The 22096-nt window shown below is 67.4% G+C and carries 27 protein-coding genes; 6 read left to right on the top strand and 21 right to left on the bottom strand.

The annotated features are described in order from the left end of the window. The first annotated feature begins 87 nt into the window (after positions 1–87). Positions 88–2454 (top strand): hypothetical protein, encoded by a 2367-nt coding sequence (locus ACFVAV_RS19425; RefSeq protein ID WP_379036345.1) that lies wholly within the window; start codon positions 88–90, stop codon positions 2452–2454. A gap of 46 nt (positions 2455–2500) precedes the next feature. On the opposite strand, the gene ACFVAV_RS19420 is transcribed toward ACFVAV_RS19425, so the two are convergent. The 16 genes from ACFVAV_RS19420 to rpsJ all read right to left on the bottom strand — a co-directional run bounded on the left by ACFVAV_RS19420 (position 2501) and on the right by rpsJ (position 10600). Beyond that, positions 2501–3685: an MFS transporter gene (locus ACFVAV_RS19420; protein WP_379036343.1), complete on the bottom strand. Its 1185-nt coding sequence runs from the start codon at positions 3683–3685 to the stop codon at positions 2501–2503. A gap of 113 nt (positions 3686–3798) precedes the next feature. Beyond that, positions 3799–4176: a HEAT repeat domain-containing protein gene (locus ACFVAV_RS19415; RefSeq protein ID WP_379036342.1), complete on the bottom strand. Its 378-nt coding sequence runs from the start codon at positions 4174–4176 to the stop codon at positions 3799–3801. 333 nt (positions 4177–4509) lie between these two features. Then, positions 4510–4836 (bottom strand): helix-turn-helix domain-containing protein, encoded by a 327-nt coding sequence (locus tag ACFVAV_RS19410; protein WP_379036341.1) that lies wholly within the window; start codon positions 4834–4836, stop codon positions 4510–4512. Further along, positions 4833–4970 carry an addiction module toxin RelE gene (locus ACFVAV_RS19405; protein WP_379036340.1) on the bottom strand — a complete coding sequence of 46 codons (138 nt, stop codon included), beginning with the start codon at positions 4968–4970 and terminating at the stop codon, positions 4833–4835. The genes ACFVAV_RS19410 and ACFVAV_RS19405 overlap by 4 nt, the downstream gene beginning before the upstream one ends. Further along, complete coding sequence (locus ACFVAV_RS19400; RefSeq protein WP_379036339.1) at positions 4927–5199, bottom strand: type II toxin-antitoxin system RelE/ParE family toxin; 273 nt, start codon at positions 5197–5199, stop codon at positions 4927–4929. Before ACFVAV_RS19400 ends, ACFVAV_RS19405 begins: the two co-directional genes overlap by 44 nt. A gap of 146 nt (positions 5200–5345) precedes the next feature. Next, positions 5346–5615, bottom strand: coding sequence for a 30S ribosomal protein S17 (rpsQ, locus tag ACFVAV_RS19395; RefSeq protein ID WP_189030375.1), 270 nt, complete (start codon positions 5613–5615; stop codon positions 5346–5348). Then, the gene (gene rpmC, locus ACFVAV_RS19390) at positions 5612–5851 is read right to left on the bottom strand and encodes a 50S ribosomal protein L29 (RefSeq protein ID WP_019045024.1); all 240 of its coding nucleotides are present in this window, start codon (positions 5849–5851) and stop codon (positions 5612–5614) included. The genes rpsQ and rpmC overlap by 4 nt, the downstream gene beginning before the upstream one ends. After that, positions 5851–6267 (bottom strand): 50S ribosomal protein L16, encoded by a 417-nt coding sequence (gene rplP, locus ACFVAV_RS19385; protein ID WP_043647584.1) that lies wholly within the window; start codon positions 6265–6267, stop codon positions 5851–5853. The genes rpmC and rplP overlap by 1 nt, the downstream gene beginning before the upstream one ends. 3 nt (positions 6268–6270) lie before the next feature. Beyond that, a complete protein-coding gene (rpsC, locus tag ACFVAV_RS19380; RefSeq protein WP_019045022.1) occupies positions 6271–7065 on the bottom strand; it encodes a 30S ribosomal protein S3 in 795 nt (264 codons plus the stop codon). Then, a complete protein-coding gene (rplV, locus tag ACFVAV_RS19375; protein WP_019045021.1) occupies positions 7066–7479 on the bottom strand; it encodes a 50S ribosomal protein L22 in 414 nt (137 codons plus the stop codon). After that, positions 7476–7757 carry a 30S ribosomal protein S19 gene (gene rpsS / locus ACFVAV_RS19370; RefSeq protein WP_019045020.1) on the bottom strand — a complete coding sequence of 94 codons (282 nt, stop codon included), beginning with the start codon at positions 7755–7757 and terminating at the stop codon, positions 7476–7478. The genes rplV and rpsS overlap by 4 nt, the downstream gene beginning before the upstream one ends. A 14-nt stretch (positions 7758–7771) precedes the next feature. Continuing rightward, positions 7772–8608: a 50S ribosomal protein L2 gene (gene rplB, locus ACFVAV_RS19365; RefSeq protein ID WP_019045019.1), complete on the bottom strand. Its 837-nt coding sequence runs from the start codon at positions 8606–8608 to the stop codon at positions 7772–7774. A gap of 33 nt (positions 8609–8641) precedes the next feature. Next, on the bottom strand, positions 8642–8947 hold the full coding sequence (gene rplW / locus ACFVAV_RS19360) for a 50S ribosomal protein L23 (RefSeq protein ID WP_003940990.1): 306 nt from the start codon (positions 8945–8947) through the stop codon (positions 8642–8644). Continuing rightward, complete coding sequence (gene rplD / locus ACFVAV_RS19355; protein WP_379036338.1) at positions 8944–9618, bottom strand: 50S ribosomal protein L4; 675 nt, start codon at positions 9616–9618, stop codon at positions 8944–8946. Before rplD ends, rplW begins: the two co-directional genes overlap by 4 nt. Continuing rightward, the gene (gene rplC / locus ACFVAV_RS19350; protein ID WP_019045016.1) at positions 9615–10280 is read right to left on the bottom strand and encodes a 50S ribosomal protein L3; all 666 of its coding nucleotides are present in this window, start codon (positions 10278–10280) and stop codon (positions 9615–9617) included. Before rplC ends, rplD begins: the two co-directional genes overlap by 4 nt. Positions 10281–10294: 14 nt before the next feature. Then, positions 10295–10600, bottom strand: a complete 306-nt coding sequence (gene rpsJ, locus ACFVAV_RS19345) for a 30S ribosomal protein S10 (RefSeq protein ID WP_040804197.1) — start codon at positions 10598–10600, stop codon at positions 10295–10297. A 519-nt stretch (positions 10601–11119) separates the two neighbouring features. Here rpsJ and ACFVAV_RS19340 point away from each other — a divergent pair. The 4 genes from ACFVAV_RS19340 to ACFVAV_RS19325 all read left to right on the top strand — a co-directional run bounded on the left by ACFVAV_RS19340 (position 11120) and on the right by ACFVAV_RS19325 (position 15039). Then, on the top strand, positions 11120–11596 hold the full coding sequence (locus ACFVAV_RS19340; protein ID WP_379036336.1) for a hotdog fold domain-containing protein: 477 nt from the start codon (positions 11120–11122) through the stop codon (positions 11594–11596). Positions 11597–11666: 70 nt separating this feature from the next. Further along, the gene (locus tag ACFVAV_RS19335; protein ID WP_379036335.1) at positions 11667–12545 is read left to right on the top strand and encodes an ABC transporter ATP-binding protein; all 879 of its coding nucleotides are present in this window, start codon (positions 11667–11669) and stop codon (positions 12543–12545) included. A 52-nt stretch (positions 12546–12597) separates the two neighbouring features. Then, the gene (locus ACFVAV_RS19330; RefSeq protein ID WP_379036334.1) at positions 12598–13785 is read left to right on the top strand and encodes an ABC transporter permease; all 1188 of its coding nucleotides are present in this window, start codon (positions 12598–12600) and stop codon (positions 13783–13785) included. 69 nt (positions 13786–13854) lie between these two features. Beyond that, the gene (locus ACFVAV_RS19325) at positions 13855–15039 is read left to right on the top strand and encodes a lycopene cyclase family protein (RefSeq protein ID WP_379036333.1); all 1185 of its coding nucleotides are present in this window, start codon (positions 13855–13857) and stop codon (positions 15037–15039) included. Positions 15040–15067: 28 nt separating this feature from the next. Here ACFVAV_RS19325 and ACFVAV_RS19320 read toward each other — a convergent pair whose 3' ends face one another. The 3 genes from ACFVAV_RS19320 to ACFVAV_RS19310 are packed head-to-tail and all read right to left on the bottom strand — an operon-like array spanning position 15068 to position 17741. After that, positions 15068–15934 carry an ABC transporter permease gene (locus tag ACFVAV_RS19320; protein WP_379036331.1) on the bottom strand — a complete coding sequence of 289 codons (867 nt, stop codon included), beginning with the start codon at positions 15932–15934 and terminating at the stop codon, positions 15068–15070. Next, complete coding sequence (locus ACFVAV_RS19315; RefSeq protein ID WP_379036330.1) at positions 15931–16740, bottom strand: ABC transporter permease; 810 nt, start codon at positions 16738–16740, stop codon at positions 15931–15933. Before ACFVAV_RS19315 ends, ACFVAV_RS19320 begins: the two co-directional genes overlap by 4 nt. Beyond that, positions 16737–17741 carry an ATP-binding cassette domain-containing protein gene (locus ACFVAV_RS19310; RefSeq protein WP_379036329.1) on the bottom strand — a complete coding sequence of 335 codons (1005 nt, stop codon included), beginning with the start codon at positions 17739–17741 and terminating at the stop codon, positions 16737–16739. The genes ACFVAV_RS19315 and ACFVAV_RS19310 overlap by 4 nt, the downstream gene beginning before the upstream one ends. A gap of 295 nt (positions 17742–18036) precedes the next feature. Between ACFVAV_RS19310 and ACFVAV_RS19305 the strand changes: the two genes are divergently transcribed. Further along, positions 18037–19551: an aldehyde dehydrogenase family protein gene (locus ACFVAV_RS19305; RefSeq protein ID WP_379036328.1), complete on the top strand. Its 1515-nt coding sequence runs from the start codon at positions 18037–18039 to the stop codon at positions 19549–19551. A gap of 4 nt (positions 19552–19555) precedes the next feature. On the opposite strand, the gene ACFVAV_RS19300 is transcribed toward ACFVAV_RS19305, so the two are convergent. Continuing rightward, the gene (locus tag ACFVAV_RS19300) at positions 19556–20791 is read right to left on the bottom strand and encodes a TetR/AcrR family transcriptional regulator (protein ID WP_379036327.1); all 1236 of its coding nucleotides are present in this window, start codon (positions 20789–20791) and stop codon (positions 19556–19558) included. A 171-nt stretch (positions 20792–20962) separates the two neighbouring features. Next, entirely contained in the window at positions 20963–21985 is a 1023-nt protein-coding gene (locus ACFVAV_RS19295; RefSeq protein ID WP_379036499.1) for an alpha/beta hydrolase, read from the bottom strand. Positions 21986–22096: the final 111 nt, after the last annotated feature.

The raw sequence follows: 22096 nt of genomic DNA, 5'->3' as shown, positions 1-22096 counted from the left end.
TGACCGCGGCGCGGACGGCGTTTACGCTCTCTGGCAATCACACATATGTTCGATAGTCCATATGTTCGAGTGACCGGAAGGCGCCAGATGTCCGACGATCGGTCGATGGAGGATGCCGTCAGCTCGCCGAACACCGAGATCACGGCACTCGCACAGCAGGTCGCGACAGCGCGCGGCAAGCTCCCGCTCCAGCACGACACGGCGCTCTACGACGCACTCTCCGACTCCGAGATCCGGGCCGAACGGGAACTCGCCGAATGGATACGCGCGCAACGGCGCAAACAGCGGCGCCGCGCCGTCGCCGACGAACTCGCCGCCGAACAGCGTGACCGGCGCACCGGCAGACTGATCCGCCGGACCGACGAAGCCGACGCGCGCTGGCATCGCAAGGCATTGGCCGCGCGGCGGCGGGTGTCGAGTGCCGATGCCCGGCTCGCCCAGCTGTACCGGCGGGCGGAATGGTCCTCGCGCGCGCTGATCGGCGTCGTCGTCCTCGGCATGGTGTGGGCCGGCGTCAACGTGCAGCACAATCTCGTGCCCAGCGGCGACATGAGCGACCCGCTGTACTGGCTCAGCTTCGGCATCGAGGCGATGATCTCGATCCCGATCATCACCATCATGGTCGCCGCCACCACCGCCGCCCGCTGGGGGCGCGAGCTCGAGCGCGGCAAGGTCCTGGTGTTCGAGCTGGCATTGCTCGGCACCACCGTCGCCCTGAACGCCGGGCCGCACCTGGCCTCCGGATCCTTCGGCCGCGCAGCCGAATACTCGATCGCGCCGGTGATGGTGGGTGTGGTGATCTGGCTGCACGCGTGGGTGTCGGCGCGGTACGCGCTGTTGATCGAGGGTGCTTCGGTGGAGTTGCCGGGGGATGCGAGCTACTCCCCTGCCGAGCGGGTCGTGTCGGAGGCTCGGGCTTCGGTCACAGGGCTCGCCGGAGCCGAGATCGAAGCTGCTCGACGTGTCAGCACGAACAGCATTGCGGGAGTCGGCGGGTCCTCGGCCATGCAACCGTCCGCCTCGACTATGCGGTCCGCCGCACCGCAGGCCGCCGCACCGGAACAGCCTGTGGCGCAGGCCGACCCGGCAGCAGTGGAAACCAAGGCGGCCGACCCCGTCGCGGCAGCGCGTCATATTGGACAGTCCGTGGTCGCCGACGTGCGCACCGAGGTTGTGGTCAGCGAACGTGCCGCGTCGGGCGAAGCAGGCTCGCCCGCAGGTGAATTCGAATCTCAGACCGCTGCTCTTGCAGCGACGGCACCCATCCGCTCGGCAACAGAGGATTTCGCCACCACGGTGCCGACACACGTGCTCGCACCGTCGGCAACCGACGCAGCCGGAACCGAGGCCGAGTCGCGGGCTGTTTCATCGGAACACATTGCAGCACAGGCCAGCACGATGTCTGCCCAGCCGGAGACTGCCGCAGGATGGAGCCAGCCCACCCACGGTGTCCGCCGTCCGTCCACCGACAAGTCGACCGCGCCCGGCACCCTCGAACTGATCCACAAGGCCGCGGCCGATCATCGGCGCAATGGTGTCGACCATGCCCGGGTCAACGGTGCCACCCCGGCCCTGCGGCGAATACCGGTCACCGCCGCCGCGCAGGCGACTGCCGGCGAAGCCACCGGTACCGACCCGGTTCCCGAGGCGACGGCGCACGCCGGCACCGTCGCCCGTGACCGCAACGGCGACACCGCGGCATCCACCGAATCGGTAGTGGTGCACAACGATCCACAGCCCCCGGCCGACGAGCCCGAGCAGCTCACCCTCACCGCCGAACTCGAGCCCGCTCCCGAGCGGCTGGCGCCCACCGGTGCGGGACCGGCCCCGAAACAGCAGCTCCCGGACCTCGATCCGACACCTTCCGCGAAGCAGCACCTCCCGAACGTCGAGTCGGCGCATGCCACGAAGCAGCAGGACCCTGAGCCGACGCCCGCGGCGAAGCAGCAGCTCGCGAACCCCGAGTCTGCGCCTGTCGCGAAGCAGCAGCGCACAATCCGTGAGTCGGCGACTGCTCCGAAACAGCAGCTCACTCGAACTGAGCCGACGCCGGCCACGGAACAGCAGCTCACTCAGCCCGAGCCGACCGCTACCCCGAAGAAGCAGCTCACGAAGGTCGAGGCGGCGAGTGCCGAGGACATGAGTCCCGCAAGTGATCGGGTGCCGGTGCAGTCCCCCGAACCGATCGAGCCGGACGTCGACGACGAGGACGACCTCGCCACCGACGACTACGACTTCGACGACGACACCGAGGTCCGCGCCCTGGCCCGCCAGATCGCCCACCGCAGTCCCCTGCGCCTGACCCTCGATCAGATCGAGGAAATCCTCGAGCTCACCGACCAATCCTGGTCGGCTCGCAGCATCGGCGCCGAGGTCGGCGTCTCCGGCAGCACCGTCACCAATATCGTCGAATTCGCGCGCAAGATCCGCCAGCCGTACGCGTTCACCGGCTGACCACCGACCGCGCCCCGGCCCCGGCTCGATCGGGGCCGGGGACGCTTCACCCCGGCGACGGGCCTGCGACCGCCTTCGGCTCTGACCGCATGCCGACCAGGAGGGCGAGCCCGATGCCCGCCACGATCCCGAAGACACCGGCGACCCCGAAACCGGCTCGCGCGCCGCCGATCTCGATCATCGACCCGCCCAGCACACTGCCGAAGGCGCCGCCCAGTGTCATCGCCGCACCATGCCAGCCGATCGCCTCGCCGCGACCGCCCTCGGGCACGATCCGGCTCAGCTGGTCGATCGCCGCGGTGAGCGCAGGGGCACACAGCAATCCGGCGACGAATCCGGTGATGCCGAGCGTCAGCGGCCCGACAGCGATCGCCATCGGCACCGTCACCACGCCGAGCGCGATCAGCAAGACGTCGGCCGGAATCGGCCGGCTCAGCGCACCGTAGAGCAGACCGCCGAGAAATGAACCCAGCCCCCACACCGCCAGGATCACGCCGAGCCAGCGGTCGGCGCCGAAACCGCGCACCGCCGAGACGAAGGTGAGTTCGGAGGCCGACACCACGCAGACCGCCGCCGCCGCGATACCGCACAGGGCGACGAAATCGACACGGAACCAGGTGCGCCGGGCCACCGGTCCGGCTCCGTCCGCCGATTCAGCGGAGCGCAGCTTGGGGTTCCACACCCACAGCAGGATCCCGGCGAGCACCATGCACATCTGATTGCCGAACAGCGCCGCCGTCGTCGACCAGTGCAGCGCGGCCGCCACCCCGAGCACCGGCCCGACCATGAACGCCGCCTCGACCGAGACCGCTTCCAGCGCGAGCGCGGGCTGCCGCTGATCCTCCGCCGTCGCGGCGATGATCGCCAGCCGCACCACGCTGAACACCGGGATGTCGTACAGCCCCGAGAGACCCGCGAGCAGCAGCAGCGGCAGATACCCGACGAACGGCGCGACCGACCAGCACACGGCACCGAGCGCGATCGCGGGCGCGATGGTCGCCCGCAGCCCGAACCGATCCACCAGCCGCCCGCGCCACGGCCCACTCGTCGCGACACACATGGTCACCACCATCGCGAGCGTCCCCGCCTGCAGGAACGACCCGTGCAATGTCTCCACGACATGCACCGCGAGCAGCACCGCCCCGGCGAAGTGCGGCACCCGCACCAACGCCCCGAGCAACAGAATATTGCGCACCGCCCCGATCGACAGCACGTCTCGATAGGCCCGCATCGTCAGAGCGTGACAGCCCGCCGGCCTCCACCGCCACCAATTTTCCCTGGACCGCGGAAGGCCATCCACGAACCCGGCCTTCGTCGCAACCGACTGGGTATGCGGCGATCGCTCTACGTCGACGTGCTGCCGCCGAGCAGCTCTTCCAACTGCATGCGACCTACTCGACCGTCCTCGGAAAGCTCAGAACCGAATTCTTGCGCGGACTCGAGGATCGGCAACTGATCGAACAACTCCAACTCCCGCAGCTGGTACGCGATGTAGTCGGCGTCCGGATCGTCAACTCGCCGCCCTAGCTCGGTCAGCACCGCTTCGAGGCCTTCCTTTCCACCGAATCGGACCAACTGTTCGGCAGCAGCGATTTGCACAGCAATGTCCCCATCGTTCAACGCTCCGACCAGGGACGAGAACACCTCCCGGTCCGGCAACCATCCCCCCAACGCCCGGGCCGCAGCGCATCGCACATCCCATTGCCGCGCCCGAATCCGCATCAGGGCCAGGTTCCTATCCGACCTCTCCACCTGAACACTCCCCATCGTCAGTCCGGATCGTATCCAGGTCGACTGACGACGAAGGCCCGCTTCCCCTGGCACTCAGATCGAGACATGCTCGAATTCATCGTCCAGTGCGGCGCCGGCCTGCAGCATCGGTGCCGAGGTCGGCATCTCCGGCAACCTCGTCACCAACGTCATAGGTTTCGCTCGCACGATCCGTCGGCCAAACGCCTTCACCGGCTGACGCCAGGACCACGTTTATGGCCGCCCGCATATCCGGGCGCCGAATCGGTCCACCCAGATCGAAGGTTTCAGAATCGAGCGCCGCCACTACCCGACCACCAGCCGCTCACCGCCGAAGTCCGCGATGATCTCCATGCGTCCACCGAGCGCTTCGATGTAGGCCGCGAGAGTGCGCAACTCAGCCGCAGTCACCGTAGCCCGCTCGATCGCGGACACTCGCTCCTGTCTGATCCGCATCCGCTTCGCGACCTCCGCCTGAGTCAGCCCCAAACGCTTACGCATCTCGGCGAGCCTCGTCGCCCTGCTCAACTCGACCATCCGCTGGGCGCCCGCCTCTACCTCTTCCCGATCACCTGCGTCCGGAAAGAACTCGGACAGAAAGCTTTCCCGGTCGTAGGAGTGCGTGCTGCTCATGAGCGCTCCTTCTCTTTCATGTACACGTCGTACCGGTACTCGGCCACCGGTATCGCCTGCCGGTACCAAGCCTTCCAGTTACCCGACTTGTCACCGGCCACCAGCAGGACCGCGTTTCGTTCCGGATCGAACACGAAAAAGAATCCTGATCTCGGTCGCACCTGCCGAACCCGGACGGAGCTCCTTGAGGTTGTGCACCGAGGAACCCTTGATCCGGTCGACCAGTGGTCGACCGAGCGCTGGGCCTTCGTCGAGCAGAGCCGTAATGGCCTGTCCAACGAGGAGTGCGGTCTCCTTGTCATCGCGTCGCAGTCGATGTAGCCACTCGCGGACTTCATCGACGATCTCCAGGCGAAAGTTCACCGGGCGATCGCAGATTCATAGTACCTCTACATACTGAAAGGTGCGATGGTCCCATTGGCGTGTCGCTGGTGGTACGACGAAGGCCCGCTTCCACAAGGGAAACGGGCCTTCGTACTGCAACGATCTCGATGGATCGAGGAGGGACCTTACTTGGCCTTCTCCAGGACCTCGACCAGACGCCAGCGCTTGGTGGCCGACAGCGGACGGGTCTCCATCAGCTGAACGCGGTCGCCGACGCCGGCGATCTCGTTCTCGTCATGCGCCTTCACCTTGGAGGTGGTGCGAATGATCTTGCCGTAGAGCTTGTGCCGGTGACGGTCTTCCAGCTCGACGACGATCGTCTTGTTCATCTTGTCCGAGACGACGTAGCCGCTGCGTACCTTGCGGCTGTTGCGCTCTTCCTGGTTCTCGCTCATGCCGCATCTCCCTTGCCAGCGGGTGCCGTGGCCAGGCCGAGCTCGCGCTCACGCATGACCGTGTAGATGCGCGCGATCTCGTGGCGGACGACGCGCAGACGACGGTTGTTGTCGAGCTGACCCGTCGCCATCTGGAAGCGCAGGTTGAAGAGCTCTTCCTTGCTCTCGCGCAGTTTGGCCACGAGCTCTTCTTCGTTGAGCTCGCGGAGCTCTGCGGCCGGTGTTCCGGTAGCCATCAGAACTGCTCCTCCCTGGTCACGATCCTGCACTTCATCGGGAGCTTGTGCATCGCGCGGCGCAGGGCCTCGCGAGCGGTCTCCTCGTTCGGGTAAGACATCTCGAACATGACCCGACCGGGCTTCACGTTCGCGACCCACCACTCCGGCGAACCCTTACCGGAACCCATGCGGGTTTCGGCCGGCTTCTTGGTGAGCGGGCGGTCGGGGTAGATGTTGATCCAGATCTTGCCGCCACGCTTGATGTGGCGGGTCATCGCGATACGCGCCGACTCGATCTGACGGTTGGTGACGTAGGCGGGCTCGAGAGCCTGGATGCCGTACTCACCGAACGCCACCGCGGTGCCGCCCTTGGACATGCCGGAGCGGGACGGGTGGTGCTGCTTGCGGTGCTTGACGCGACGGGGCATCAGCATGCGTCAGCCCTCCTGGTTCTCTGCCGGTGCGTCCGCCACAGCGGTGGCGGCGCGACCGACCTCGGTCGAGGTCGCGGTGGTGCCGGCGGAACCGGAACGACGCGGGCGGCTCGGACGCTCGCGGCGCGGGCGCTCCGGAGCAGCAGCGGCAGCGGTCAGCTCACGACGACCACCGACGATGTCACCCTTGTAGATCCAGACCTTCACGCCGATGCGACCGAAGGTGGTCTTGGCCTCGTAGAGGCCGTAGTCGATGTCCGCGCGCAGCGTGTGCAGCGGGACGCGACCCTCACGGTAGAACTCCGAGCGCGACATTTCGGCGCCACCGAGGCGGCCCGAGCACTGCACGCGGATGCCCTTGACGTTCGGCGAACGCATGGCCGACTGGATGGCCTTACGCATCGCGCGACGGAACGCCACACGGTTGGACAGCTGCTCGGCCACACCTTGGGCAACCAGCTGCGCATCCGACTCGGGGTTCTTGACCTCGAGGATGTTCAGCTGAACCTGCTTCTTGGTGAGCTTCTCCAGCTCGGCGCGGATGCGGTCGGCCTCCGCGCCACGGCGACCGATCACGATGCCGGGACGCGCGGTGTGGATATCCACACGGACGCGATCACGGGTGCGCTCGATCTCGACCTTCGAGATGCCTGCCCGCTCCATGCCGGTGGCGAGGAGCTTGCGGATCTGAACGTCTTCCTTCACGTATTCCGCGTACTGCTTGTCCGCGTACCAACGCGACTTCCAGTCGGTGGTGATACCGAGGCGGAAGCCATGGGGGTTGATTTTCTGTCCCATTTACTTTGCCCCTCCCTTCCGGCGGCTACGAGTGGCAGCGCCGGCGGTGGGCACGCTCTCGACCTCGATGGTGATGTGGCTGGTGCGCTTGCGGATCCGGAACGCGCGGCCCTGGGCCCGCGGCTGGAAACGCTTCATGGTGGCACCCTCGTCGACGAAAGCAGTCGAGATGACCAGGGTGGCCGGGTTGAGGCCGAGGTTGTTCTCGGCGTTCGCCGCGGCACTGGCCACGACCTTGGCAACCGGCTCGCTCGCGGCCTGCGGCGCGAACTTCAGGATCGCCAGGGCATCCTCGACACGCTTGCCGCGGACCAGGTCCACGACGCGACGCGCCTTCATCGGGGTGACCCGCACGTGCTTAGCGGTAGCGCGGGCAGTCGGGTTCTGAACCGTTTCGGTGTTGGTTTCAGTCATCGCCGCTTGCTCTTCCGGTCGTCCTTGACGTGGCTCTTGAACGTCCTGGTCGGCGCGAACTCACCGAGCTTGTGGCCGACCATGTTGTCCGACACGAACACCGGGACATGCTTGCGACCGTCGTGGACGGCGAAAGTGTGGCCGATGAAATCGGGGATGATGGTCGAGCGACGCGACCAGGTCTTGATGACCTGCTTCGTGCCCTTTTCGTTCTGCACGTCCACCTTCGCGAGGAGGTGGTCGTCGACGAACGGGCCCTTCTTGAGGCTGCGTGGCATTTCTTACCTCCTCCTTAGCGCTTCTTGCCGGTCTTGCGGCGGCGAACGATGAGCTTGTCGCTCGGGCGGTTGGGCTTGCGGGTGCGGCCCTCAGGCTGACCCCACGGGGAGACCGGGTGGCGACCACCGGAGGTCTTACCCTCACCACCACCGTGCGGGTGGTCGACCGGGTTCATGACGACACCACGGACGGTAGGACGACGGCCCTTCCAGCGCATACGGCCGGCCTTGCCCCAGTTGATGTTCGACTGCTCGGCGTTGCCGACCTCGCCGACGGTGGCGCGGCAGCGCACGTCGACACGGCGGATTTCACCGGAGGGCATACGCAGGGTCGCGTACGGCCCTTCCTTGCCCAGCAGCTGAATGCTCATGCCTGCGGCACGGGCCATCTTGGCGCCGCCGCCCGGACGCAGCTCCACGTTGTGGATCGTGGTACCGGTCGGGATGTTGCGCAGCGGCAGGTTGTTGCCCGGCTTGATGTCGGCCGTGGGGCCGGACTCGATCGGGCTGCCCTGCTGGATGCCCTTCGGCGCGATGATGTAGCGCTTCTCGCCGTCGGCGAAGTGCAGCAGTGCGATGTTGGCGGTGCGGTTGGGGTCGTACTCGATGTGAGCGACCTTGGCCGGGATGCCGTCCTTGTCCAGTCGACGGAAGTCGATGACACGGTAGGCACGCTTGTGACCGCCACCGCGGTGACGCGTGGTGATGCGACCGTGCGCGTTACGACCACCGGACTTGGTGAGCGGGCGCAGCAGCGACTTCTCCGGCGTCGACCGGGTGATCTCGGCGAAGTCCGAGACGCTGGAGCCACGACGGCCCGGCGTAGTCGGCTTGTATTTACGGATTGCCATGAGTTCTTCTCTACTTTCTGGATCGCCAGCCGCTTACGCGACCGGTCCTCCGAAGATCTCGATGGGCTTGCTGTCGGCCGAGAGGGTCACGAGCGCGCGCTTGGTGTCCTTGCGCTTGCCGTAACCGAAGCGGGTCCGCTTGCGCTTGCCCTGACGGTTGGCGGTGTTGACGCTGGTCACCTTGACGCCGAAAACCTTCTCGACGGCGATCTTGATCTGCGTCTTGTTCGAATCCGGGTGCACCAGGAAGGTGTAGGTGCCTTCCTCGATCAGCCCATAGGACTTCTCCGAGATGACCGGTGCGAGCAGGATGTCGCGGGGGTCGGCGATGGTGCTCACTTGCTCTCCTCCTGGGCCGCCTCGGCGGGACCGTGAACGAACGCGTTCAGGGCCTCGACGCTGAACACCAGTTCGTCGCTGTTGAGGACGTCGTAGGTGTTGAGCTGATCCGGGGCGATCGGCAGCACGTTCTGCAGGTTCGCCACGCTCTTCCACGCGGCGACGTCCTCGCGACCGACCACGACCAGGAACTTCTTGCGGTCCGACAGCTCGGCCAGGAAGTTCTTGGCGGACTTGGTCGACGGGGTCTGACCCGAGACCAGTTCGGTGATCACGTGGATGCGCTCGTTGCGGGCCCGGTCGGACAGGGCGCCACGCAGCGCGGCGGCCTTCATCTTCTTGGGGGTCCGCTGGCTGTAGTCACGCGGCTGCGGGCCGTGGACGGTGCCACCGCCGGCGAACTGCGGCGCACGGGTCGAACCCTGGCGGGCGCGGCCGGTGCCCTTCTGGCGGTACGGCTTCTTGCCACCACCGGAGACCTGACCACGAGTCTTCGTGGCGTGGGTGCCCTGGCGAGCGGCGGCCAGCTGCGCGATGACGACCTGGTGCATCAGCGCGACGTTGGCGGTCACGTCGAAGATCTCCGCGGGGAGTTCGACGGTGCCTTCGGTCTTGCCGCCTGCGGCCTTAACGGTCAGCGTCAGGTTGGCCTTCTTGTCGAGGCTGGTCATGCGTGCGCACCACCCTTCACGGCGCTCTTGACGATCACGACGTTGCCCTTGCGGCCAGGGATGGCACCCTTGACCAGGAGCAGGCCGTTCTCGGCGTCGACCTTGTGAACCGAGAGGTTCTGCGTGGTGACGCGGTCGTTACCCATACGGCCCGACATGCGCATGCCCTTGAACACGCGGCCGGGAGTGGCGCAGCCACCGATGGAACCCGGGCGACGGTGCACAGCCTGCGCACCGTGCGAGGCGCCCTGGCCCTTGAAGCCGTGGCGCTTCATGGTGCCGGCGAAGCCCTTGCCCTTGCTGATACCGGTCACGTCGACGTAGGTGCCCTCTTCGAAGACGTCGGCGGAGAGCTCCTGGCCGACCTCGAAGGTGGAGGCATCCGCGACGCGGATCTCGGTGACGTGGCGGCGCGGGGTGACACCGGCCTTGGCGAACTGGCCGGAAGTCGGCTTGTTCACCTTGCGCGGGTCGATGGCGCCGAAAGCGATCTGCACGGCCGAGTAGCCGTCGCGCTCCACGGTGCGAATCTGGGTGACCACGTTCGGGCCCGCCTTGATGACGGTGACCGGGACGACGCGGTTCTTCTCGTCGAAGACCTGGGTCATGCCGAGCTTGGTGCCCAGGATGCCGGCTGCGGGCCGGTTCTTGTTGTCAGTCATATCTCGAGTCCCCGTCACTGAATGTTGACGTCGACGCTGGCCGGCAGGTCGATGCGCATGAGCGCGTCAACCGTCTTCGGCGTCGGGTCGAGGATGTCGATGAGGCGTTTGTGGGTGCGCATCTCGAAGTGTTCGCGCGAGTCCTTGTACTTGTGCGGCGAACGGATGACGCAGTAGATGTTCTTCTCGGTGGGCAACGGCACAGGCCCGACCACACGGGCGCCAGTGCGGGTCACCGTCTCCACGATCTTGCGCGCAGACGCGTCGATCGCCTCGTGGTCATAGGCCTTGAGCCTGATGCGGATCTTTTGTCCCGCCACGCTAAGTGTCCTTTTCTCCGCTTTCCTTCGTGGTCACAGGAGCTGGCTCCTGCACCACCCTCATTTGCACAGCCCGAACACACGAAAGACGCCAGAACGCCACCGGGCACCGCCCAGTCCTCGCCGCTGTTCATCTGTCATGGTTCTCCGGTCCACGCGGTCGGGCGTGTCGCCCTTTCGCTCATTCTCCAGCCCTGGTCACTTACTCACCACTGGCCGGGAACGTGGTCCCGAACGTATCCACACCACCGAAGCGGCGGGATACAAACTACTGCTCGCCTCACTCCACCTCGCCCGCTCTGAAGAGAGGGCAATCCTGTGCAAGGCAACCCGAACAGTATGCACCATGCCGACGACGCTCTTCAAATCGGGGGTCCTGAGGTATCGATCACGCCCCAGCAGGGCATCTACCTGGACCGCACCGTCGGCTGGACTGTGCCGGACCATGGTAGCTGGCGCGACGCTCGCCCTGGTCGGCGGAGGGTTACACCTTATCTTACTTTTGAGTAAGATAAGGGAATGACACAGGAAACCCCGACGTACCGCGGCTGGAAGAAACTCCCCGACAACCGCATCGGGCACGCGCTGTTCTCGCTCGGCATGGTCGCCCGGGTCCCCTACTTCGGCACGGTGCTGCCGCAGGTGGTGCGGCTCGAGCCCGGCATCTGCGAGGTGACCTCGCCCAAGTGGTTCGGCATCCACAACCATCTGGGCACCTTCCACGCGATCGCGGCCTGCAATCTCGCCGAGGTAGCGATGGGCATGCTCAGCGAGGCCACCGTGCCCACCACCCACCGCTGGATTCCCAAGGCCATGAACGTGCAGTACCTGGCCAAGGCGGAAACCGGTCTGCGCGCGGTCGCGCGGCTGACCGAGATCCCGGATTTCGCGTCGATCACCGAGGGCGTGAATCTGGTCGTCCCCGTGTCGATCTACGACAAGGACGGCATCGAGGTCGTCCATGCCGACATCACCACCTGGGTCACGCCGCGCTGACCTGACCTCGCCGAAGTCGCTGTACCGGTACGGTTGTGGGCGAGACGACAGACGGGGAGGGGGGATTCCGATGTTGGAAGTCGCGCACTTGGTCCGCCGGTTCGGCGACAACGTGGCGGTCGACGATGTGTCGTTCGCGGTGGCGCCCGGGGTGCTGACCGGGTTCGTCGGCGGAAACGGGGCGGGCAAGACCACCACCATGCGAATGATCATGGGGGTCTTGGCCGTTCATTCCGGCGAGGTCAGGTGGGACGGCCGGGCGGTGACCGCGCAGGACCGGCGCTCGTTCGGGTACATGCCCGAGGAGCGCGGGTTGTATCCGAAGCAGCCGGTGGCCGATCAGCTCGTGTATCTGGCGCGGTTGCGTGGGATCGCGGCGAGCGAGGCCAAGGCGCGCACCAGGGAACTGCTCGACCGGTTCGGGTTGGCCGATCGGAGCAAGGACAAGCTCGAGTCGCTGTCGCTGGGTAATCAGCAGCGCGTGCAGATCGCGGCGGCGGTGATCGCGCAGCCGTCGGCCCTGATCCTGGACGAACCATTCTCCGGGCTCGATCCCGTCGCGGTGGATTCGATGGCGGAGTTGTTGCGCGAGTACGCCGAGCTGGGCGTGCCGGTGCTGTTCTCCTCGCATCAGCTGGATCTGGTGGAGCGATTGTGCGATCGGCTGGTGATTCTCGCGGCGGGACGAGTGGTCGGGCAGGGATCGGTCGACGAGCTGCGGTCGGCAGGCGGATCGCGGTATCGGCTGGTGGTCGAGGGTGATCCGGGGTGGTTGCGGGAGTATCCCGGGGCGCGGGCGGTCGAGATCGACGGGGCGCGGGCGCTGTTCGAATTCGACGGTGCCGACACCGACGGGGTGTTGAAGGAGGCGCTGTCGCGGGGATCGGTGCAGGAGTCCGCCGAGGTGCGGCCCACGGTCGCCGAGATCTACCGGGAGGTGACGGCATGAGAGGTCAGCGCCTGGCGGCGGTAGCTCGCGTGACCACGGAAGGCGCCCGATCATGCCGAGAGGTCGCAGCATGAAGGGCGTGTGGCGCATTGTCGCTGCCCGGGAGATCGTGGTGAAGCTGCGTGATCGCAACTTCGTCATCTCCACGGTGGTGACGGTCGTGGCGATCATCGCGTCGCTGGCGGTGAGCGGATTCCTCAGTAGCAGGCCCGACAAGATCGACGTCGCGATCGCGGGGCCGGAGGCCGCGGTGGTGGTCGAGACGGCGAACAGCCTGGCCTCGGCCGCCGACACCGACACCACCTTCACCGGACATACCGTCGCCGACCGCGCCGCTGTCGAACAGCTGGTGCGCGACGACGCGGTCGAGGTTGGCCTCGTTCCCGCCCAGCCCACCGGCTGGCAGCTCATCGGGAAGACCTCGGAGAACGACGACGCCACCACCTACATCACCGCCGCCGCACAGCAGATCGCGTTGCAGCGCAATGCCGCCGAGGCCGGGGTCTCGCTCGAGGAGCTGGCCCGTGGCGCGGCGGTGAGTTATGAGCTGCTCGCACAGGGCGCTGTCGACCCCGGTTTGAGCAAGATCGTGGCGTTCGTTTTCGCGTTCCTGTTCTACCTGGCGTCGGTGCTGTTCGGAATGTCCATCGCGCAGAGTGTGGTGGAGGAGAAGCAGAATCGCATCGTCGAGATCCTCGCCAGCGCAATGCCGCTGCGGCAGTTGCTGATCGGCAAGGTCGCGGGCAATACGGTGCTGGCGTTCATGCAGCTGGCGCTGTTCGTCGGGGCCGGACTGGCCGGCTTGGCGGCCACCGGAAAGGGCGCTCAGCTGGGCCAGATCGCCGGGGCCGCCGGCTGGTTCATCGTCTTCTTCCTCGTGGGATTCCTTGCGCTGGCCAGCCTGTGGGCGGTCGCCGGTTCACTGTCCACCCGCAGCGAAGACCTCCAGTCCACCGCCACTCCCCTGTCGATGCTCATCATGATCGTGCTGTTCGCCGGCATCTTCCTCGACGGCACCGGCCGCGTGATCGCCTCCTACATCCCGATCACCTCCATCGTCGCCATGCCGAGCCGCCTCGCCGAAGGCACCGCCGCCTGGTGGGAACCCTTCCTGGCCCTGGCCCTGATGGCCGTGGCCACCTACGGCATCGTGATCGTCGCCGAAAAGATCTATCGCCGCTCCCTGATGCAAACCCAGGGCCGCCTGACAATGCGCCAGGCCCTGGCCTTGGAGGAATAGCAGGCCGCGCCGGGCACGTCACACTCCGGTTGGTTGCGCGGGGGTGCGGGCAGCGGATTGAATGCGGGCGTGAGCGTTGCGCGGGAATTCGATATCTGTGTGGTCGGGTTGGGGCCGACCGGGCGGGGGTTGGCGCATCGCGCTGCGGTGGCGGGGTTGCGGGTGGCCGCGGTGGATCCGCGGCCGGAGCGGTTGTTTCCGCCGACGTTCTCCTGCTGGGTGGACGAGCTGCCCGCGTGGTTGCCGGCGAGTGCGATCGCGCAGCGGATCGCGGCGCCGACGGTGTGGACGAAGACCGAGCATCGGATCGAGCGGCCGTACTGCGTGCTGTCGAAGGCGGGGTTGCACGAGGCGCTGGCGATCGACGACGCGACGGTGTTCGCCGATCGGGCGATGCGGGTCGAGCAGCATGCGGTGGAGCTCGCGGACGGGACGGTGATCTCGGCGGGCGTGGTCTTCGATACGCGGGGTCTGCCGACGCTGGGCAAGCGCAGGGCCGCCTCCGCGCACGGGATCTTCGTCGACGCGGAGACCGCGGCGCCGATGGTCGCCGACGGCGAGGGCCTGCTGCTGGACTGGCGGCCGGAGAACGGTGCGGGGCCGGACGAGCCGCCGTCGTTCCTGTACGCGGTGCCGCTCGGCGACGGGACGGTGATCTTCGAGGAGACCAGCCTGGGTCTGCGTGGCGGGATGCCGCAGCACGAGCTGCGCAAGCGGACCCTGAGCAGGCTCGCGGCGCACGGCATCCGGCTCACCGGGGACGAGCCGCACGAGGCCGCGCACTATCCCCTCGACCAGCCGCCGCCGAAGAAGGGCACCGCGGTGGCCGTCCCGTTCGGGTCGCGCGGCGGGATGATGCACCCGTGCACCGGCTACTCCGTGGCCGACTCGCTCGCCCTGATCGACACGGCCGTCAGCGCGGTACAGCAGGGCCATGATCCGATCGCGGCGCTGTGGCCGTGGCGGGCGCGCGCGGTGTACTGGATGCGGATGCGCGGGCTGTGGGGGCTCGGCAGACTCACCACCGACCAGTCGATCGCGATGTTCGAGGTGTTCTTCACCGAGTCCGAACGCGGTCAGCGGGCGCTGCTGTCGGCCCACGACGACTACACCGCGCTCGGCGCTGTCCTGTTCAACACGGTCGCCCACACCTGGCCGTTCCGCTGGCGCTACGACCTCGTCGGCTGGACCAACCGCGATCGCTGGCTCGACTACCCGTTCGCGTCCGCGGACGCAGAACGGCACGTGGGCTGACCCACGTGCCGTTCGACGCCGGACGGACCTACGACGACTCGGCCGCCTTCTTGTAGCCGACGATCGCCGGGTAGGCGAAGACCACCACCATGCCGACCGTCCACGCGACCGTCTTCAGCAGCGGTTCGGCGACCGGACCGCCGTAGGACAGACCCTTCATCGCGTCGATCGCGCAGCTCATCGGCTGATTCGCGACGATCGACTGCAGCCAGGTCGGGTAGGCGAAGACCGGGACGAACCCGGAGTTGAAGAACATCAGCAACGTGTTGACGATGCCGATCAGGCTGACCAGCATCACGCCCTCGGTGATGGTCGCCAACGCCGTCACCATGACGGCGAAGCCGAGACCGAACAGCACCGGGATGCAGATCAGCGCGATGTTCGTCAGCGGGTCCTCCATGAACAGGAACCCGAGCGGCACCGCGACCAGCAGCACGATGACCGTGGTGGTCAGGATGCGCAGCGCTTCGGCCAGCAGCCGGCCGGTGAGCAGCGACGCCCGGTTCAGCGGCATCGTGTAGAAGCGGCTGAGCAGCCCGCTGGCCTTGTCGCGTTTGAAGCCGAGCGCACTGACCACCGCGCCGGTCATCGCGGCGATCAGGGTGAGCAGCGCGGCCTGGCCGTAGATGCTCGGTATGCCGGTGGCATCGGTGATCGAGTCACCGAGCACGACCTGGAACATCAGCAGGGTCACCGCGGGATACACGATGGTCTGGATGGTGGTCGACGGGTCGCGCACCCACACCATGAGCAGTCGTTTGCACTGGAGCAGGCTGTGGACGAACCACACCGACACCGAGGTCTCCGGCTTGGCGTCGACCACGGGTAGCGCGGCCGCGGTCTTGGCCGCGGCCACCGGCTGGTCGATCCGCTCGGTCGTATCCACTGTCGTCATGATCGCCTCACACTCGCCCACACCGCCAGTGGGAGGAAGAAAATGCTGACCGCACCGAGCCACACCAGCGACACCCACACGCCGTCCCAGCTGGCTCCGCCCGCGGCCATATCGCTCAGCGACTGGGAGAACTGTGAGATCGGCTGATTGCGGGCGAACCCACGAATCCAGGACGGGAAACTCTGCTCCGGCACGAAGCCGGTGGAGAGCATGCCGAAGATCAGGATCGGCAGCGTGAGCGCCTGGCTCAACGCCTCGGGGTTCTTGGTGAGGCTGCCCAGCGCGTCGGCGCCGAAGGTGAGCACCAGCCCGACCAGCAGCGCGAAGCCACAGAACAGCATGGCCTGACCGAACCCGGCGTCGAAGCGGAAGCCGATCAGATAGCCGTAGCCGATGGTCGCGACCAGCGAGACCACCGAGCGGACCAGACCCGCGCTGATCCGCGACGCCAGCGGCACGATGGTGCCGATCGGCATCGTCTGCAGCCGGGTGCTCAAGCCGGTGAGCGCTTCGAACGCGGCCAGCTGCGCGTTCGACATCATCGTCATCGCCATCGTCTGCAGCACGACGATCGGCATCACGTACTGGGCGTAGTCGATGCCCTGGAACTTCATCACGTACCGCAGCGGCAGGTAGAAGCCCAGCGTCACCACCAGCGGGAAGATCAGCGCGACGATCAGTTCGCCCTTGGTGACCATGGTCCATACGACGCGGCCGGTCAGCGCCCGCCACTGGGCGAAGCTGCTCGGGTGCGCCGCGGGGACCGTGGCGAACAGCTCGTCCGCCCGGAGGGTCGGCACGCTCACTGGTGCCCGCCCGAATGCCCGGTGATCGAGAGGAACACGTCGTCGAGTGACGGCCTGCGCAGCGCGATGTCGGCCAGGTCGATGCCGGCGTTGTCGAGCCTGCGCAGTGCCTCGGCCAGGGTGGCGGCGCCTTCGGGGGCCGGGATGGAGAGTTTGTCCGCGCCGTCGACCTCGGCGGCGACGACGGCGGGGACCAGGTCACCGAGGGCCTGCACGGTCGCCGGGATCTGGCTCGGGTCGAGCGGGACGATCTCGCAGAAGCTGCCGCCGGTGCGCGCCTTGAGCTGGTCGGCGGTGCCTTCGGCGATGACGGTGCCCCGGTCGATGACGATGATGTTGTCGCTGAGCACGTCGGCCTCTTCGAGGTACTGCGTGGTCAGCAGCACCGTGATGCCCTGGTTCTTGAGCGCGGTGACCAGGTCCCACACGCCCTGACGGCTGCGCGGGTCCAGACCGGTGGTCGGCTCGTCGAGGAACACGACCTCGGGCCGCACGACCAGCCCGCAGGCGATGTCGACACGGCGGCGCATACCGCCGGAGTAGTTGCGCACGGCGCGCTTGCCCGCACTGACCAGGTCGAACTCCTCGAGCAAGGTGTCTGCGCGTTTGCGGGCGGCCGATTTGGCCAGGCCCATCAGCCTGCCGAACAGCTCTAGGTTCTCCCGGCCGGAGAGGTTCTCGTCGAGGGCGGCGTACTGGCCGGTCATCATGATCGACCGGCGCACGGCCGCACTGTCGGTGAGCACGTTGTGCCCGGCGACGACCGCGGTGCCCGAGTCGGGGCGCAGCAGCGTCGACAGGATCTTGACCGTGGTGGTCTTCCCGGCGCCGTTGGGTCCGAGGATGCCCAGCACGCTGGCCTTTTCGGCCTGGAAACTGATGCCCTGCAACGCGTGCACATCGCCGAAGGACTTGCGCACATCGGACACCAGCACCGCGGGCTCACCGCCGCGCGACGCGACGCCGCTTGCGGGCGAATCCACTGAGATCGAACTCGGCATCAACTCTCCACCATCAGCCGGGTGCGGCGCCCTGAGCGGACGAGCGCACGCGGAATTTGCTTCCCGGTAAGTGATCCATACCGTTCGGCGCGATGTTACCGGTCCGGCGGTTTTCCCGGTCCGGTCTGCGCCGACCCGGCCGGTGACGTGGCTGCTGTGGTCTTGCTCACGGAGGCAGTGGAAGGGCAGTGTGATGACCTTGTCGGCTCGCCCAGGCACCCATACGCTGACGGTTGGGGAAACACTCGTCTCACCGGCCCGCGCGCGGGCGTGTTCGATCTCGTGAGAGGTGACAATGGGCGACTCAGCACCGGCAGGCGCCGCCGTGCCGACGGGGCGATCCGACGTGCTGACGTCGTTCGACCCGCGCACCGGCGAACAACTCGCGCACTATCCGGTCCACGGGCAGTCCGAGGTCACCCGCGCGGTACGCACGGCTCGCGCGACCCAGAACTGGTGGGGCGAACTGGGATTCGGCGCTCGCAAGCGGCTACTGCTCGACTGGCGCAGCCATATCGCCAGGCACACCGGCGAATTGGTGGAGGTGCTGCGCAACGAGACGGGCAAGCCCGAGGCCGACGCCGCGCTGGAAGTGATGCTGGCGGTGGAGAATCTGGACTGGGCCGCCCGCAATGCCCAGAGCACGCTGGGCCGTAAACGCCTGGCCACCGGCTGGTTCACCCGCAATCAGCATGCCTCCGTCGGCTATCTGCCGGTGGGCGTCGTGGGTGTGCTCGGCGCCTGGAACAACCCGGTCTTCACGCCGATGAGCTCGATCGCCTACGCCATGGCGGCGGGCAACGCGGTGGTGTTCAACCCGCACGAGCTGACCACCGGCGTCGGCACCTGGCTGGCCGGAAGCTGGGCCGCGGTGGTGCCCGATCAGCCGGTGCTGCAAGCGGTCACCGGTGACTCGCGCACCGCGACCGCGCTGTGCAAGGCCAAGGTCGACAAGATCGCCTACGCCGGTCCGGAAGCAGGCGGGCGGGAGGTGATCGCACTGTGCGCGCAGACGCTCACGCCGGTCGTGGTGGAGAACAGCGGCAAGGGCAGCATGATCGTGCACGTCGACGCCGTCCTCGACGCGGCGGCCGAGGCCGCGGTCTTCGGTGCGATGGCCAACGCGGGCCAGAACGCCTCGGGCATCCAGCGCTGTTATGTCGCCGATTCGGTGTTCGACGATTTCCTGGCCAGGGTGGCCGACCGGGCGGCGAAACTGCGGCCGGGCGCCGACAATCGCGCCGCCTACGGCCCGATGATCAATGCCACCCAGGTCGACGTGGTGCGCAAGCAGGTCCGCGACGCCATCGCCCGCGGCGGGCACGCGGTCCTCGGTGGCCTCGATTCCTTCCGCGATCCGTATGTGGAACCGATCGTGCTGGCGGAAGTGCCCGAAGAGAGCATCGCGATCACCGGCGAGGGCATCGGCCCGGTGCTGGTGGTGAACCGCGTCGCCGACCTCGCCGACGCGGTGACCCGGGTGAACGCGGCGGGCAACGGCATCGCGGTCACCGTGTTCACCCGCGATATCCCCAGCGCCGAGTTCATCGCCGAACAGCTGAGAGTCGGTGTGGTGACGGTGAATTCGTCGACCGCCTTCACCGGTATCCCGGCCCTGCCGTTCGGCGGCGTCGGCGAGTACGGGCAGGGCCACAGCCACGGTCAGCAGGGCCTGCGCGAATTCAGCCGCACGATGTCGATCGCGCGCCGGCGCTATCGGGCTCCGGTCCGACTATCGACCTTCGACCGTCATCCCGGCCATCTACACACGGCCAAAGCCCTCTTCCGGCTCCGCCACGGCCGCGGCTAGCTACTCAGTTCCGGTCGGCCGGGCCGCCGAGGAGGACGGCGCCGGTCAGTGCGCCGAGGCGGGCGAGTTGTTCGGGGCGGGAGTCGAAGCGCAGCAGCCTGCCGACGTCGATGATCTGGCCGATCGCGGCGTGCACGCGGAAGCGCGATTCGATCGGGTCGTCGTCGAGCAGGTTGGCCCACTCGAGGATGTTCTGGCGCTGGATGGCCCGCAGCCGGTGCTGTTCGGCCTGCGGGAGGTTGCTGAATTCCGCGTAGTAGACCGGCATGATCTCCGGGGTCGCGAAGGTGAGGCGGGCATAGCGGTCGGCGATGCGGCGGGCGGCGTCGGCGCGGCTCTCGGCCTCGGCCAGCGCCTCGCCGATCGCGACGGCCAGGCGGTCGCCGGTGCGGTGGAAGGCGGCGGCGAGCAGGTCGGCCTTGCTGTCGAAGTGCCGGTAGACGCTGGAGGCGTTGATGCCGACGGCGGCGCCGATCTCCTCGATGCCCGACTCGTGGTAGCCGTTGCGCCCGAAGATCCGGATCGCCTCGGTGAGCAGCTGTTCGCGTTTCGAGGTCACCGGCAGGCCGCGGTTCTGTCTATCCGGTTCGGCCTCGGCCGGTGCGGGCGGCAACTCGGCGCGCACGATCGCCCAGGCCATGTCGCGCTGCACGGCGAGCATCCGTCCGTGCGAGAGGGTGGTGCGGTGCGCGGCGATGCTGGCCAGCGCACTCAGCGCGCCGACCGCGAGCAGGGTGACGTCGTCGGGGCTCGCGTCGGGCCGCATTTCGGCGATCGGCGCGGCGACCATCGCCTCCAGTTCGCGATAGAACGCGCGGATGCGCACCCGGTCCTCGCGCTCGAGGTAGCGGCGTTCCCAGCGGTAGAGGCCGGCCTCGCGGCGGATTTCGATATTGTGCTCGGCGACGGCGGTGAGCAGCGCGTCGAGCCTGGCCTCGGGGCTCAGCGCCGGGTCGTCGGCGGCCTTGGCGACGTCACGCAGGCTCCGCGCGCCTTCCTCGGCGGCGGCGACGAGCAGGGCGTACTTGTTCGCGAAGTGGCGGTACAGGGCGGGACCGGAGATGCCGACCTCGGCCGCGATCTCGTCCACGCCGACCGGGTAGTAGCCGCGTGCGCTGAACGCACGGGCGGCGGCCCGCATGATCTGGATCTTGCGGTCCTTGGGCCTGCGGCGCACGACCCGCGCCGGTGCGGTGGTCGGCTCGCAGGCGCGTTCGGCCTCACTGCGATCGGCGACCATGCACTCACTTTCCGTTCCGCGAACCGGGGCTGTGGACGGCTCCGGCGCCGCCGGTTGGCAGCGCCGGACCAGTCAACCTAAGTTAACCACAATTCGCAAACGTCGAGTGGCAGTCCGGAAAACGGAAACCGCCCCGGCGGTACCGGAGCGGCTTCGTCGAACACGAAGTCCCTACAGGCCGAGGCCGCGAGCCAGGATCGGCCACGACAGCTTCAGCTCGTCCTTCCAATAGCCCCACGAGTGGGTGCCGTTGGGACGGAAGTTGAAGGTCGCCGGGATACCGAGCTCCTCGAGCCGGTTGGCCAGGTTGTTCGTGCAGTAGTTGGTGCCCGCCTCGATGACGCCGCCGATGATGATCTGGTTGGCCAGGCCGTAGGCGCCGGGCAGGGCGTACGGACCATTGAGGGTGTCGTACGGACCGGGCAGGCCGTTGCCGGTGGAGACGTAGAGATCCAGACCGCGCAGGCCTTCGGCGTTCACGTACGGGTCGTTCTTGACCCACTCCTCCGAGCCCTGCGGGCCCCACATGTTCATGGTGTCGCCGCCGCCCCAGGTCTCGACCGTGAGCTTGACGAACTCGGAGCCGACCGGGTCGCTGGTCTGCGCGCACCCGCTGTAGGCGGCGGCCGCCTTGTACAGGCCGGGCTTGGCGATCGGCAGCGCGAGCACGGTGGTGCCCGAGGTGGACAGGCCGGCGATGGCGTTCACGCCGTTGGTGCCCAGCGCGCCGTCGATCAGCGGGGGCAACTCCTCGGTGAAGAAGGTCTTCCACTTGTTGCGGCCGACGACCGGGTCGTCCTTGATCCAGTCGGTGTAGTAGCTCCAGGCGCCGCCGATCGGCTGGATGACGTTGACGTTCTTGTCGCCGAGGAACTCCAGCGCATCGGTCTTGGCGACCCAGGACGCGGTGTCCTCGCCGCCACCGGCACCGTTGAGCAGGTACAGGGTGGGGCGCGGGACGGTGGCGTCGGCGGGGCGCTGCACGTCGACGATGATGTTCTGGTCCATGGCCGCGGAGTACACGTGCAACCGCAGGCTGCGCGAATCCTTGACCTCGGCCTTGACGATCTTGGAGCCGTCCTCGGAAACAGGGTTCGCGAGCAGGGTTTTGGAATCGATGATCGGGTCAGCCGAAGCCGGGCTCGCGCCGATACCGGACATCAGTCCGGCGGCCACTGCTGTCGCCGCGATCATCGCCGCGGCGCGGGAGCCACGACGCCGGGAGTGCCGACGAATCAATTTCGCACCTTCGCTTCGTTTCGAATGGGTTGCACCACGCCAGAACCCTACGGGCTACCAGGGCGC

It is taken from the genome of Nocardia sp. NPDC057663, assembly GCF_042799895.1.
Lineage (GTDB): Bacteria > Actinomycetota > Actinomycetes > Mycobacteriales > Mycobacteriaceae > Nocardia.
The sequence above is the reverse complement of the archived record's forward strand: the minus strand, read 5'-3'. Positions and strand labels throughout refer to the sequence as shown.

What these genes read in the sequence shown, in the direction of transcription:
- ACFVAV_RS19295 (WP_379036499.1), bottom strand. Translation starts at nt 21,985, where the DNA reads ATGATCGCGGCGACAGCAGTGGCCGCCGGACTGATGTCCGGTATCGGC.
- rplD (WP_379036338.1), bottom strand. Translation starts at nt 9,618, where the DNA reads ATGACCAGCCTCGACAAGAAGGCCAACCTGACGCTGACCGTTAAGGCC.
- ACFVAV_RS19425 (WP_379036345.1), top strand. Translation starts at nt 88, where the DNA reads ATGTCCGACGATCGGTCGATGGAGGATGCCGTCAGCTCGCCGAACACC.
- rpsQ (WP_189030375.1), bottom strand. Translation starts at nt 5,615, where the DNA reads ATGAGCGAGAACCAGGAAGAGCGCAACAGCCGCAAGGTACGCAGCGGC.
- rpmC (WP_019045024.1), bottom strand. Translation starts at nt 5,851, where the DNA reads ATGGCTACCGGAACACCGGCCGCAGAGCTCCGCGAGCTCAACGAAGAA.
- rpsS (WP_019045020.1), bottom strand. Translation starts at nt 7,757, where the DNA reads ATGCCACGCAGCCTCAAGAAGGGCCCGTTCGTCGACGACCACCTCCTC.
- ACFVAV_RS19410 (WP_379036341.1), bottom strand. Translation starts at nt 4,836, where the DNA reads ATGAGCAGCACGCACTCCTACGACCGGGAAAGCTTTCTGTCCGAGTTC.
- rplC (WP_019045016.1), bottom strand. Translation starts at nt 10,280, where the DNA reads ATGACTGACAACAAGAACCGGCCCGCAGCCGGCATCCTGGGCACCAAG.
- rplP (WP_043647584.1), bottom strand. Translation starts at nt 6,267, where the DNA reads ATGCTGATGCCCCGTCGCGTCAAGCACCGCAAGCAGCACCACCCGTCC.
- rpsC (WP_019045022.1), bottom strand. Translation starts at nt 7,065, where the DNA reads ATGGGACAGAAAATCAACCCCCATGGCTTCCGCCTCGGTATCACCACC.
- ACFVAV_RS19300 (WP_379036327.1), bottom strand. Translation starts at nt 20,791, where the DNA reads ATGGTCGCCGATCGCAGTGAGGCCGAACGCGCCTGCGAGCCGACCACC.
- rplB (WP_019045019.1), bottom strand. Translation starts at nt 8,608, where the DNA reads ATGGCAATCCGTAAATACAAGCCGACTACGCCGGGCCGTCGTGGCTCC.
- ACFVAV_RS19340 (WP_379036336.1), top strand. Translation starts at nt 11,120, where the DNA reads ATGACACAGGAAACCCCGACGTACCGCGGCTGGAAGAAACTCCCCGAC.
- ACFVAV_RS19330 (WP_379036334.1), top strand. Translation starts at nt 12,598, where the DNA reads ATGCCGAGAGGTCGCAGCATGAAGGGCGTGTGGCGCATTGTCGCTGCC.
- ACFVAV_RS19420 (WP_379036343.1), bottom strand. Translation starts at nt 3,685, where the DNA reads ATGCGGGCCTATCGAGACGTGCTGTCGATCGGGGCGGTGCGCAATATT.
- ACFVAV_RS19320 (WP_379036331.1), bottom strand. Translation starts at nt 15,934, where the DNA reads ATGACGACAGTGGATACGACCGAGCGGATCGACCAGCCGGTGGCCGCG.
- ACFVAV_RS19335 (WP_379036335.1), top strand. Translation starts at nt 11,667, where the DNA reads ATGTTGGAAGTCGCGCACTTGGTCCGCCGGTTCGGCGACAACGTGGCG.
- rplV (WP_019045021.1), bottom strand. Translation starts at nt 7,479, where the DNA reads ATGACTGAAACCAACACCGAAACGGTTCAGAACCCGACTGCCCGCGCT.
- ACFVAV_RS19310 (WP_379036329.1), bottom strand. Translation starts at nt 17,741, where the DNA reads ATGCCGAGTTCGATCTCAGTGGATTCGCCCGCAAGCGGCGTCGCGTCG.
- ACFVAV_RS19415 (WP_379036342.1), bottom strand. Translation starts at nt 4,176, where the DNA reads ATGCGGATTCGGGCGCGGCAATGGGATGTGCGATGCGCTGCGGCCCGG.
- ACFVAV_RS19305 (WP_379036328.1), top strand. Translation starts at nt 18,037, where the DNA reads ATGGGCGACTCAGCACCGGCAGGCGCCGCCGTGCCGACGGGGCGATCC.